The sequence below is a fragment of the Dehalococcoidia bacterium genome, from assembly GCA_028711995.1.
GTDB lineage: Bacteria > Chloroflexota > Dehalococcoidia > SZUA-161 > SpSt-899 > JAQTRE01.
In genome coordinates, this window is sequence record JAQTRE010000017.1 from 1 (window position 1) to 12,198 (window position 12,198).

The following is a 12,198-nucleotide window of genomic DNA, read 5'->3' on the forward strand; positions in this document are numbered from 1 at the left end:
ATAGGAGATGCCTTCCTGCTTCAGGCTGATTCCCGGGCTGGAAGAGGATGTCATTGTCCTCACTCCCGCCAAGCTCGCGCCATAAACCATATTGATGGCCGAGAGTTCGCTTTCCGCCTGGATGAAGGTGCACCCTTTCCTCTTGGGCAAGTTGGTAGCCATGTACTCCGTCAGCTCATTTTGAGGGGTGATCGGGTAACCGAAATAGCTGGTGCATCCGGCTCGGATGGCCGCTTCCCCGATGGCGCTGTTCCCATCCATCAAAATCTTAGTCACGGTACACCTCGATGGCGATATCCGGGCACACTGTGGCGCAGATAGCACAGCCCGTGCATTGGTGGCTCTCGTTCAACTGAGCCGGCAGGTAACTATTGGAATTCATCTGATCGGAGAGAGAGATCGAGCTCTGGGGACAGAAGGCAATGCAAATCCGGCATCCCTTGCACATCTCCCGATCGATCTCGATATACCCTTTTGCCATGCCAACCTCTGTCTTTTTGAAGTGATATGCCGGGCTCACTCCACCGGCAAGTGAATCGGTTTAACCGAGCAAACCAACGGTTAGTATATCAATAAACGATGCGTAACGCCAACTCAAAAACAAACATTCCCCAAAATGGTGAAAAGTTCCCTCACCAGCGATCGGGAGTTCCCGATGCGTCAGCCGCGATTATTTTCCGGAGATGAAGAGATTGGTAGTGTCACCTGGAGAGAATCGCGATCCGGTTCATCCGAAACCAATTGTCGGTTGCAGTATCGAATATGTTTCCATTATCGATCACCGCGCCGTGGAAACCTGCCTCGTGCACCAGTTCCTCAAGCGCCTCGTTTGACGATTTGTATGGATAGGCCATGAAATGAACCGGGACATCCAGCCTCGATTCGATTTCCCTTTTGCTCGCAATGATTTCCGAGGCGACCCGCGACGGTTCAGACTTGAGCATTTCAGCAAGATCGGGATGCGTTTGGGTGTGTGCTCCGATCAGTATGCCGCCCCGATGCAGCTCTTCCACTTCAGGCCAGACCATGTGGGGAGTCGGGAAAGCCAGTTCCTCAGGAGAACGGTCCCAGTCGTTCATGCGCCTGACTTCAGTTCCGATATAGTCCGTTGGCAGAAAGACGGTGGCCACAAAGGCGTACTTCTTCAGGATGGGGTAAGCGCTGGTATAGAAATTGCGGTAGCCATCGTCGAAGGTGAGGCATATCGGTTCTTCCGGAAGGCCCTTTTCCCCCCGAACGTGTTGCCGGATATCCTCCAGTGTAACTGCTCTGAAGCCATAGGAATGCAGAGCAGACATCTGGGCATCGAATTCCGATGTGGTCATCCAATGCCTGGTGGGAGCCGCCTCGTCCACTTTATGATATGAGAGTATCGGGATTTTCTTTCCCAAATCCACTGCCTCCGACTTTTTCGATCAGAATACGGAGCTGTTCTCTTTCCAGCGCCGGATCAAACTTGTATGCTTGCTTATTGCATCGGTAGAGCAACTCGGCGTAATACTCTTTGTCGGACTCAGCCTGCAGGAGGAGATTAGCCAGTTTGTGAGTGTCACCGGGAGGAAAAAGGCCCGGATAGTCGTTGCCAAGCAGCCCCTGCACGCACGGGATATCGCTCGCAATGACCGGTACACCTGAAACAACGGCTTCGGAAATCACATTTGCGCCGCCTTCCGAAAGCGAAGTCAGCGCCAGAAGATGGCTATTCAGAAGGATTCGCTCTGTTTCCTCCTTCGACTTTTCCCCGAGCCAATGATAGCGCGGGTTCTGCTCAACTTCAAGCGCAGCAGCGCGCCCGAAATCATCGGATAGCGCTTTGCCGATGTGGAGAACCCTGATCCTGGAGCGAAGTGGTAAGAGTCGGGCTGCCTTTGCCGTTCGAAGCGGATCTTTCACCTCGCGCAAATGGCCGATCACGCATACATCGAAGTGACTGGTCGACTTATCAGGCTCGATGGATGGGCGAACGGCCGATTGATAAATGACCATTGTTTTGCTCCGGACAGGCGATGGCAGTAGATCAATTATTGTTGGTTGCAATACCACCAACTGGTCTGCCAGGTTCAGCACCTCTTTTTTGAGGGGTTCTCTTGGCAGGTCCTGATAGATGTCTGTACCCGTGAGGCAAATGATGACGGGGATATCCCCCCTGCGCCGCCGTATGTCCATGACCTGATGGTAGGTCTTGTAGGCATTGAATGCTACTACGATATCGCAGGGTTCGTCGTAGGTATCCCGTCCGGTGATCACATGGTGCCCCAGTGTGCTCAGAAGGGAACTCCATCTCTGGCTGGTAATGATGTTGCCGTTCGTCATCGTCGATGTCGAGGGCACAAGAAAGCGAATATTCATGGCGTATCCTCTTGGCAGGCACTTCTCCTGGAAAGAACGTCTCTGTTGATCTCTGCATAATTCCCGATTTTGATATCAGGTCACACAGTATCTATTCTATCACTTTGAGAGTCGGGAGGTCTCTGATGACTTGCTTTACCGCCAGGGCGTTGGCAAGGAATGTAAACATTTGGTAGAGTTTCGGTTAATGTTCGATAAACGAGCGCCGTATGCTATAGAAATCTGCTGGGGTATGTATTAGAATCTGAAATGATAATGCAGGATCAACAGATGGGCAGCACGGGGTTTGGTGAGGAAACTCATCAGTTAATCTAAGCTCAGGAGATCGTTATGGAGCTGGGTGTTATACTTGTCCTGGTGTTCGGCGCTGTCGCTGCTGTATGGTTCTATCGGCTTAATACCCGGTCAAACGACACACATCGATATATCGCTCCTCTGATAGTCCTTCGGAAAGAGGAGTTGATGAACAACTATCTTCAGAAGGGTGTCTTGCCCAACTCAGTTGTGTCACATCGAAAGCAGTACCTGATCGATAAACTTGAGGCAGATACCATCGGGTATCTTGAAGCGAGAGAACTGATCAAGGTTCTCAAAATGGAAGAAGCGGAAGCGCGCAGGACGGCAAACGAGGATGCCCTGGTGGCTATCCTTGGCTTGGCGGCCTTACTTGCCATGGTGGCGGGACTTTCAACCAGGTGACCAAAACATCCCCACCCGTTAATAGGGAAGAAAATCCGCCCCGATGATCTCGCGGGCGATGATGATCTTCATGATTTCAGCAGTGCCGTCCCCTGTCTCAAATCCTATGGCATCCCGCAGCCGACCCTCAAGAGGGTATTCCCGCGTATATCCCACATGGCCGTGAATCAGCATGGCATCGTGGATGGCTTCTACCGCAATTTTGGGGCACCACCATTTGCACATGGCCGATTCCTTGATGTGGTCCATTCCCTGGTCTTTGAGGCTGAAGGCGTGATAGCAAAGCAGGCGTGCCGCCTCCAGAATGGTGGCATGCTCGGCGATTTTGAAGGAAATCCCTTCGAACTTAGCCAGGGGTCTCCCAAAGGCCATACGCTGCCGGGCAAAATTAACGGCTTCCTCTATGGAGACCTGAGCCGATGAGATGCATCCCAATGACAGGCCGATGCGCATGAAGTCGAATTGTCCCATGGTGATGTAGAATCCCTGGCCTTCCTTTCCCAGGCGGAATTTTGCCGGAACCTCCACGTCATCGAAAAAGATGGAAGCGCGCCCTGCCCAGTGCCAGCCCAGGTCGTCAAAGGCCGATCTGGATATGCCGGGCAGTTCCAGAGGCACGATGAATGCCGTCACCCCGCGCACGCCGGCTTCGGCATCCGTCTTGGCAAAAACCAGAGCGATGTCCGATTGCATTCCCAGAGTGACCGAGGTTTTTTCGCCATTTAGGACATAAACGTCATCCCGCCTCTCGGCCTTGATTTTGATGGCTGCCGCGTCCGAGCCGCAGCCGGGCTCTGTGAGCGCATGGCAAACCATTATCTTCCCGCTGATCAACCCCCGAAGCCAGGTTTCCTTTATTTCCTCCGATCCGTGCGATAGCAGGAAGAGGCTGGTTCCGATGATATGGGTCAAATGAGGCCCGAGCATGATGTTCAACCGGCTGAATTCCTCTACGGCAATACCCATGCTCACCCAATCAGCGGGCTGACCGCCGTACTTTTCCGGCATGTTGATGCCGTAGAACCCGCCCTCTGCTATCTTCCTGCGGACTTCGATGGGGAGATAGTTCAGCTTTGCCAGTCCTGTGGCTACGGGAGCCATCTCCTTTTCCACGAACCGTCTGACCTCGCGCCTGTATGTATTCTGAACCTCGGTAAAGGTAAATGACACGATCAATAACTCCCCTGCGATTAATTACCCGGAAAGATTATAGCAACGATGGCCTGTCTTGGAAACAGCCGCCTTTCTAAAGGGGAACGCTAAGGGTGATTTTTCACTTCTCGACAAGGGCTTGATACTTTAGGCAGAGCAACCTACAGTTGATATCAAGGTTTTCTTTGGGTGTAGCCACGGGTATATCTGCCGTGAAAGGACGCATCAAAGTTTCGTCTACAATTGTATTTGGAAATTTCGCTTCGATTTTGGTAACGAGATGGTTGAAGTTTATCATAGAGGAGAGGGAAATATCTGGCCCCATGATCGAATAGTCGAAGTCGTACTGCAGAATCTCCACACTGGGCTCATGAGAAGTCGATCCGTAAAACCGGGCAAATCCTTCTGTTCGAACAGACTTGTCCCTGGTTTTCATTTGCACCTTGCGGAAAATCGGAATACCGCCGGTCAGGAGAGTTGCCCGGAGATTGAGCTTCCTATCCTCCGTCGTTGACTCGGTCTCTATCTCGGTTTGTATGTTACCCTTGAGAATGAGGAACAAGTCTTTCGATGCCATTCTCCTGCCTTGGCCGTTTTTACTGCGGAAAACAATGGCCTGATCCTCAAATGACAGAGTAATGGCTCTGCAGCCTTGATAAGGTTTTCGAAGCTCTGAATCATTGCATACAAGTGCTATGAGGTCCAAACTCCTGAGGCGCTGGGCGACTACTTCGGCTGCTTGCATGTTGTCATAATGGGCAATTATCCTCGGAACCTTCCCCGCCAGGAGCAGTCTTGTTCCATAAGGGTCTTTTCCAATGACATCTGCTGCTTGCTGTATTAACGCAGTTTCAAGCTTACCGGGAGGGACGATCACAACATGTGCGACTTCATTCGGATTCATTGGCGCTCTTCCTTCAGCAACTATGAAATGCAGATGATCATTGCACTCTGTCGTTGAAACGTCCGGCGTATGCACAGGGTCAAGATATATCGAATACCTGGTGACTTGTGCGACTGTGGGCAGGCTGTTGTAACGGCAAAACAGAGTTACCGGTATGCTTGGCTTCAGGGCGGTTTTCCTTGCCGTCCCCAATGTGGAGCAACGCCCGCACGTGGGACAGTAATTCCTCTATGGCGAATGGCTTGCAGAGGTAATCATTGGCGACATAAAGCGTTGCCGACACTTGACTGGCAATCTCCGCTCTTGCAGACATTATCATGACCGGTACCCGCGAGTGTTCGCGAATGCGCCGGCACACTTCAATGCCATCAAATCCAGGCATCATGATATCCAGTATTATCAGATCGGGCGGAGCGCTTGCCATCGTTTTGAGGGCCGATTCCCCTTCGGTAGCGGTTACCACATTGAAACCGCGCGCTCTCAGATTTGCGCTGACAAATCTGAGGATGACGGGGTCATCATCCACTACAAGAACACGTCTGTGGTCCATAATTTCCAATCCCTTTCAATATTGCTGGGGATGTCTGATTGAATGACGGTCAACCCCCCGGACAAATCTCCTGGTAGGCGGACAGCACCTCCCGCACCATTCAATCAGAAGTCTCCACATGTATCTACGGTTCGGACATTTTGGAGATGGGCAGGGTGAAAGTAAATTGGGAGCCCTTGCCTTCTTGGCTCTCTGCCCAAATCTTGCCTCCGTGACGCTCGATGATTCCTTTGCAGATCGATAGTCCCAATCCGCTTCCTCCCCTCCGGCGCGTCACCCCGGTCTCCAAACGGTAGAACCGGTCAAATACTCTCTCAAGTTCGTTATTGGAAATGCCGATCCCCTGATCGGTCACGCTGATCTCAATATTTTCGCCGACGTGCCTTGCTTCCAGGGTGATCGTTGTTCCCTCGTCGGAATAGGAGGCGGCGTTGGAAACCAGGTTTGTGATCACCTGCCCGATGCGGACCGTGTCGCAATTGATCATGGGGAGGTCCGATGCTGCTTCGATTTCGAACTTGTGCTTCTGAGATGCCGTGGTCAACTGGCGGTTAATCTGATTCAGAATAGTGGATATCTTGCCGGGCACATTTTCCATTCTCATCGTGCCTGCTTCCAGTTGAGACATATCAATCAGATCACTCACGATGTAGGTCAGCCGGTTGGCAGCCTGGTCGATCTCATAGAGGAATTCATGCTGTGTCTGAAGGTCCCAGGTTACATCGGGTTGAACGAGGGTGCTGGCCAGGCCTTTTATGGAAGTGAGGGGTGTTCTGAGTTCATGGGAAACACTGGCCAGAAGAGCCGTCTTCATCCGGTCGAGTTCTTCCAGTGCCTTGGCCCGGGCCTCTTCCAGTTCCGCCCGTTTTCGGTCGGTGATGTCCTTGGTGAAGCCAATAATGCGGGTCGGCGTGCCGGAGGCATCTCTGATCACGGCCGCGCTAATTGAAGCGGCAAATCGAGTGCCGTCTTTCTTCGCGAGAGTAAACGCTACGTCCTTTGAAATGCCTTCTGCTAAGGTTTTTTGAAAACGGAGAGCCATCTCTTCCTGGCTTTCAGTTGTGGCCACAAAATCTGCGAAGCTTCTCCCCATCATTTCCTCAGCATTCTGATAACCGAACATACTGATTGCTTGCTGGGATACGTAAGTGAGAGTTCCCTGCAGATCCATTATGCCTATGGCATCCGGGAATGCTTCCGCTGCAACCCGATATGTTTCCCTCGATTGCCTCAGTTCATTCTCAATCTGCTTTTGTGCGCTGATATCCCGTGAGGAACAAATGATCGCTTTCACGTTGCCTTCGGTATCCAATTCCGGCCTCAGAATCGAATCGAAACATCGGCCATCGGGAAAGCTGAATTCCAGACGTTTGGCTTTTCCAGTCAGAAACACTTCATCGATTGCGTTTTCACCTAGCTGGCACATTTCCTCCGACAAGCCTAATTCACGGCTGGTTTTACCGATCCATTCATCTTGAGGAATGCCTGTCCAATTTGCCTGGGCCGCATTCGTGTACAAAAGCCTGTAGTTCCGGTCAACGCGCACGATTGTATCAGGCGAATATTCAGCGAGCGCACGGAACTTCTCCTCGCTCTCGCGCAGTGCTATCTCCGCACGCTTCTGTTTATCGATGTCTTCGACTATCTCGATGAATCCAGACACCGTGCCATCCGGCCCGAAGACCGGAACGGCACGGTTCCTGGCGTAGAAACAGCTGCCGTCGTCTCGTATCCCCTGGGTTTCGACCTCCGCTGTTCTCCCTGAAGCCATAGCCCGTGCTCCGGGACAATGCGAACAGATGGCTGAGCGCTTCTCGAACTCGTTGAAACAGTACTTGCCCGTAAAATCGTCGGCCGGTTTCTGGAACAGGCTGGCAAACGTAGCATTCACGGTGATAATCTTGTATTCCGCGTCCATTACGGCAATACCGAGTAGACTGTTGTCTGCCAGTGCGCGATAGAGCTCATCGCTTTGACGTAGCGCATTCTCAAGCCGTTTGCGTTCGGTTATGTCACGTGTTACTCCGATGATCCCTGCAGGCTTGCCGTCGGAACCTCGCAGGAATCTGGCATGAGAATGGGTCCAGATGGTCGAACCGTCCTTGCGGTATTGTTCAGCTTCGAATTGTATAGAGCGTAGCACCTCTTCAGGTTCGTTCAGCTCAAGTTGCAGCTCGCTCTGGAAAAGGTTTGTCACCATTCCCCGCGATTCAGGTGTAAAGATGTCTTTCAGTGAATGGGCCATTGATTCTTCGACAGAATATCCGTAGATTCGGGTAACCGAAGGACTGTTGTAGGTAAATCGGAGATTCATGTCCATCGTCCAGATCACATCGGTGGCGTTTTCGGCCAAGCGACGGTATCGCTCCTCGCTCTCATACAGCGCATCTTGTGCCTTCAATCGGGAAATGCTTTCTCCTATCTGGCTGGCGATCTGCTCCAGCGCGTTGCGCACAAGGGCGGGGACTTCATTCTTTGAGTGGGAGGCCACGTTGATACAGGCTATTACCCGGTGATTGTGGACAACCGGAAGAATCGCACTGGCCTGCAGGCCCTCACGTTTTCTGACATCATCCAGAGGAATGCCCAGATTCATGTAGTTGGTATACAGGGGCATGGCGTCCATCACGAGTAGAGTACTCGGAGAGTTGGGCTCATGGTAGGAGACGCTGGAGATGAAATCGGCTGACAATCCGCAGTGGCATTCCAGCCTCAGTCCTCCAGAACTCTCATCAACCAGGTATATCCCTCCTGAATCCATTTCAGAGACTTTGAGAACTGTGTCAAGGCTGAGTCTAAGACCTTCATCAAGCTTGTTGGTAGCAGACAAGGCCTGGGAAAGGCGGAGTTGCATATCAGCCAGCATCTCCACTCGTTTTTTTTCGGTGATGTCTCTCATCACGCCAAATATCAACCTTGGCGCGCCTGTGGCATCTCTGACTACATTGCTTGAATTGGACGTTACCACGGGGTCGCTGCCCATGGGCGTGAAGGCCATCTCGTGATAACTCATCTGTAGGCCCGCAAAGCATTTCTGCAAACTGGCAGAAGCCTTCTCCACCTCAGCCGGATCGGCCACCACACTCAGCACTTGTAGTGCCTGAAGTCCCACAACATCTTCTCTTTTAGAGAAACCCAACAGTTTCAAGTAGGCGTCATTGACATCAATCAGCGTTCCTTTAAGATCAACCACGCAGAGGCCGTCGGTCATGCTCCCGAGCAATCCCTCGCTGTAGGATTTGGCTTCTGCTATTTCATCGATCCTTGATTTGAGGTCCTCTTCGATGGCGCGAAGTTGCTCATTCTGGGCATGGAGAAGATGGTTCTTCTCACGTATCGCCTGTTCTATCTCTTCATGCTTGGTGATATCTCTAGTGATAACGAGAATGCCTCGTTTGCCGTTTTCAAGCGTGATAGGATCGTGGTCCGCCTCGACGAGAATGCGGTGGCCATCTTTGTGGATAGCTTCCGAGTAGACCGGCTGATTGAGTTCGCTGGAAAGAATTTTGCCGTAGAGGCCAATCAGCTGTTCTCTCATTTCGGGGACAATCGATTGCGTGTCGGCGAAATGCTTTCCCAGCACCTCCGCTTTTCTGTAACCCAAGGTGTTCTCTATCGCATTGCTGACATCAACGATTATGCCCTGTTCATCGAGACAGTAGATGACATCCCGGGCGTTCTCAAAAATGGCCTTGTATTTTTCCGCATTTGCTTCTAATAGGGTCCCGATTCGATGTCGGTGGAGAGCCATTCCAATGTTGGTCTGCAGTTCACGGTCTTTGAGGGGTTTGGTGAGGTATGCCAGTGGACTGGTGGCTTTGGCTCCTTCCAGATTGGTCGCGTCCGAATAGTCCGTCAGGTAGATCAGAGGAATATTCCATCGATTGCTGATGTACGCGGCAGTATCTACTGCATCGATGTTGCCTTGCAGATCGATATCCACGAGCAGCAGGTCCGGGGTGATTTCTCCGGCATACCGGACGGCATCCTCGCCGGTATGGGCCACCAGGGTGTCATGACCCATGCGTTTGAGCCGATCCTGGAGGTCTTCCGCGATGGCAGAATCGTCTTCAACCACAAGAATCAGAGCTGACTTCATTTATTCCTCGCGCGCTTTTGAGTCGGACTCCTGAAAGGTGATCCTGAGTGCTATGCGCCTCTCCACTTCGCCCGGATGTTAGCCTCCGGTTGCCTCATCTGAGAATCCGGATTATCGGAGACTAACTGAGTTTAGTTGACTTACATGTGGACTGTACAGTTGAAATGCCCGCATCTTTCATGCATGAAATCCAGCAATTTTTCTGGGTGCATACTCATGAATCAGCGGATTACCTCGTTTAGGCTTTGGTCTGTCAATCCCAAGTCTCGGCAACTCCAACCCCTGAAGTGGTACAATAACCTGGGGAAATCGTCGCCGCGAGGGAGGGAAAGATGCCGTCAGTAGATGTAGTCAGTATGGTAGACATGCAGGCAATGGACAATGCGGTCAATAATTTAAAGCGGGAGATATCCACGCGGTTTGATTTCAGAAGCATCAAAACTGAGATCACTCTCGACCGAAAAGAGAAGACCATTCATGTTCTTACCGGAGATGAAGGGAAAGTCCAGTCGGTCACCGACATGCTGCTGGATCAATGCATCCGGTTCAAAGTGGACCTCAAGTGCCTGGACATCAAAGAGATCGAGCCCAGCTCACAGGGGGCAGCCAAAAGGAATATCCAGATCAAGGAGGGCATTCCCAAATTGACCTGCCAGAAGATTGTCAAACTCATCAAGGGGACGAAGATCAAGGTCCAGCCGGCTATTCAAGACGACCGTGTCAGGTTCACCGGCAAGAAAATTGACGATCTCCAGGAGATCATGCAGCTTCTCCGGGAGCAGGATTACGATATTCCTCTGCAGTTCATCAATATGAAGAGCTGACACGCGAACATGCTGTAGATTGACCGTTGCGCCTGAAAATGGTATAATGCGGGCAAGAAAAGTGGGGTTGGCGCCGACAACGAGGAGGTGTGAGATGAAGCTTTTCAAGTGGTATGGCGGGTGGAAGTATCCGGAAGTGGCCCTGTCTGACAGGCAGGGGGTGGAAGTTGGGTCGGCCTGAGAGTTTCATCTAACGGCCGAGCCCGTCCCTCGGAAGGCCAGCCGAATCCGGAAGCAAATCCCGGAGGCAGGCCCCCCAGCAAGGCTTATTAGAGGGTTCCTGAAAAGGAACCCTCTTTTCATATCCCACACAAGGTCAATGTCCTCCTCATTAGTTGGTCTATCTGCCACAGACTGCAAGCGATTGTTTGGCTCATCTCCGGGCTGGAGTCAGTTGCCCAACAAGTCCTTCTGCCATCGCTTGATGTGATCCATGGCGGGAGCATAACCGATGATCTTATGTGGATCAACCTTGAAAGGCTTTACATTGGTGACCTGCCAGCGTCGGCGGCCGAGCCACGTCCGCGCCCAGAAAAACCAAAGGGCCACCATCCCGGCCAACCCCATAAATCCAATGACGGCAAAATAGGCCCAATCTACACCTAATTCCGGCATATGCTCAAAGTTCATCCCATATATTCCGGCCAGAAGTGTGAGAGGCATGAAAATAGTGGCCACAATAGAGAGTACCCTCATCGTTTCATTCTGCCGATTTGCCACCGAAGATAAGTAGGTTGAGAGAGCATTATCAGCCCTGTCTCTTAGGATCTGGTTCCACTCTTCGATGCGCACCATGTGGTCGTATATATCCCGATAGAATATCTGGGCTTCCGGTGCGATAATGCGGAATTCGCCCCTGCTCAGTCGGCCAATGGTCTCTCGCTGGAGAGCCATAACCCGATGCAAGCGCTGTGTTGACCGCTTGAGTTGCATGATGGCCTCCAGAATCGAGGGCTGAGGGTTTTGAATCACAGATTCCTCGATCTCCTCTGCCCTGTCACTCATGCGGTCGATGGTGGGCAAGACATTATCCACCAGTGTATCAATGAGCGCATGAACGAGAAAATCCGCCCCTTTTCTCATGGGACGATCATCAGCTTCTTCCACCAAATGCTTGATGGATTCCACGCTGTAGAGAGGGGCGCTGTGATTGCTCACCACAAAGTGACGGCCGAGGAAAATTTCCAGTTCCGCTGTCTCCACAATGTCTGATTCGGCTGCATGATTTATGCCATGGACGATGACAAAGAGGTAATCCCCAAAGTCGTCGACCTTGGGAGGGAATATCCGAGGGTCAACACAATTTTCGATCGCCAGATGGTGGAAATCGAATGTGCGTTTCAGGAATTCCCCGTCCTCAGGTGTGGTGGCGCTGATATCCACCCAGAGCAGGCCCTGTTTGGACTCAAAAATAGACTTGACATCCGTCTCACTCAGATGATACTTCAAATCATTTTCAGGGCTCAGATAATATGCTTCAAACGGCATGTTTCACCTCCATGATTTGAAAGGTCAGCCGGTCACTCCCCGATTTAGGCTCACTGATCAGCTGGTTGGTGTGGGCATGTCTGAGACGTAACGCCTCATGAGATATTCTACTTCCTTCACCATCCAAATGCCA

The 12,198-nt window shown here is 51.7% G+C and carries 11 protein-coding genes; 2 read left to right on the forward strand and 9 right to left on the reverse strand.

The window, feature by feature from the left end:
* The 4 genes from PHV74_04360 to senB all read right to left on the reverse strand — a co-directional run.
* Positions 1–261: 3-methyl-2-oxobutanoate dehydrogenase subunit beta (locus PHV74_04360; GenBank protein MDD5093599.1), on the reverse strand; the 261-nt coding region annotated here is incomplete at its 3' end.
* Positions 262–268: 7 nt separating this feature from the next.
* A complete protein-coding gene (locus PHV74_04365) occupies positions 269–481 on the reverse strand; it encodes a ferredoxin family protein (GenBank protein ID MDD5093600.1) in 213 nt (70 codons plus the stop codon).
* A 220-nt stretch (positions 482–701) separates the two neighbouring features.
* Positions 702–1,391: a polysaccharide deacetylase family protein gene (locus PHV74_04370; protein MDD5093601.1), complete on the reverse strand. Its 690-nt coding sequence runs from the start codon at positions 1,389–1,391 to the stop codon at positions 702–704.
* Positions 1,357–2,349: a selenoneine biosynthesis selenosugar synthase SenB gene (senB, locus tag PHV74_04375; protein MDD5093602.1), complete on the reverse strand. Its 993-nt coding sequence runs from the start codon at positions 2,347–2,349 to the stop codon at positions 1,357–1,359. The genes PHV74_04370 and senB overlap by 35 nt, the downstream gene beginning before the upstream one ends.
* A 330-nt stretch (positions 2,350–2,679) precedes the next feature.
* On the opposite strand from senB, the gene PHV74_04380 reads away from it, so the two are divergent.
* Positions 2,680–3,048: a hypothetical protein gene (locus PHV74_04380; protein MDD5093603.1), complete on the forward strand. Its 369-nt coding sequence runs from the start codon at positions 2,680–2,682 to the stop codon at positions 3,046–3,048.
* A gap of 18 nt (positions 3,049–3,066) precedes the next feature.
* Here the strand turns inward: PHV74_04380 and PHV74_04385 are convergent, their stop codons facing one another.
* From PHV74_04385 to PHV74_04400, 4 genes are all read right to left on the reverse strand, one after another.
* Positions 3,067–4,218 carry an acyl-CoA dehydrogenase family protein gene (locus PHV74_04385; GenBank protein ID MDD5093604.1) on the reverse strand — a complete coding sequence of 384 codons (1,152 nt, stop codon included), beginning with the start codon at positions 4,216–4,218 and terminating at the stop codon, positions 3,067–3,069.
* A 103-nt stretch (positions 4,219–4,321) separates the two neighbouring features.
* Positions 4,322–5,104 (reverse strand): hypothetical protein, encoded by a 783-nt coding sequence (locus tag PHV74_04390; protein MDD5093605.1) that lies wholly within the window; start codon positions 5,102–5,104, stop codon positions 4,322–4,324.
* A 79-nt stretch (positions 5,105–5,183) separates the two neighbouring features.
* Complete coding sequence (locus tag PHV74_04395) at positions 5,184–5,654, reverse strand: response regulator (GenBank protein ID MDD5093606.1); 471 nt, start codon at positions 5,652–5,654, stop codon at positions 5,184–5,186.
* A 124-nt stretch (positions 5,655–5,778) separates the two neighbouring features.
* A complete protein-coding gene (locus PHV74_04400) occupies positions 5,779–9,753 on the reverse strand; it encodes a PAS domain S-box protein (GenBank protein MDD5093607.1) in 3,975 nt (1,324 codons plus the stop codon).
* Between the two features lie 332 nt (positions 9,754–10,085).
* Between PHV74_04400 and PHV74_04405 the strand changes: the two genes are divergently transcribed.
* A complete protein-coding gene (locus tag PHV74_04405) occupies positions 10,086–10,577 on the forward strand; it encodes a YajQ family cyclic di-GMP-binding protein (protein ID MDD5093608.1) in 492 nt (163 codons plus the stop codon).
* A 390-nt stretch (positions 10,578–10,967) separates the two neighbouring features.
* Here the strand turns inward: PHV74_04405 and corA are convergent, their stop codons facing one another.
* Complete coding sequence (gene corA, locus PHV74_04410; protein MDD5093609.1) at positions 10,968–12,065, reverse strand: magnesium/cobalt transporter CorA; 1,098 nt, start codon at positions 12,063–12,065, stop codon at positions 10,968–10,970.
* Between the last annotated feature and the right edge of the window lie 133 nt (positions 12,066–12,198).

What these genes read in the sequence shown, in the direction of transcription:
- PHV74_04405 (MDD5093608.1), top strand. Translation starts at nt 10,086, where the DNA reads ATGCCGTCAGTAGATGTAGTCAGTATGGTAGACATGCAGGCAATGGAC.
- PHV74_04390 (MDD5093605.1), bottom strand. Translation starts at nt 5,104, where the DNA reads ATGAATCCGAATGAAGTCGCACATGTTGTGATCGTCCCTCCCGGTAAG.
- PHV74_04380 (MDD5093603.1), top strand. Translation starts at nt 2,680, where the DNA reads ATGGAGCTGGGTGTTATACTTGTCCTGGTGTTCGGCGCTGTCGCTGCT.
- corA (MDD5093609.1), bottom strand. Translation starts at nt 12,065, where the DNA reads ATGCCGTTTGAAGCATATTATCTGAGCCCTGAAAATGATTTGAAGTAT.
- PHV74_04365 (MDD5093600.1), bottom strand. Translation starts at nt 481, where the DNA reads ATGGCAAAAGGGTATATCGAGATCGATCGGGAGATGTGCAAGGGATGC.
- PHV74_04395 (MDD5093606.1), bottom strand. Translation starts at nt 5,654, where the DNA reads ATGGACCACAGACGTGTTCTTGTAGTGGATGATGACCCCGTCATCCTC.
- senB (MDD5093602.1), bottom strand. Translation starts at nt 2,349, where the DNA reads ATGAATATTCGCTTTCTTGTGCCCTCGACATCGACGATGACGAACGGC.
- PHV74_04400 (MDD5093607.1), bottom strand. Translation starts at nt 9,753, where the DNA reads ATGAAGTCAGCTCTGATTCTTGTGGTTGAAGACGATTCTGCCATCGCG.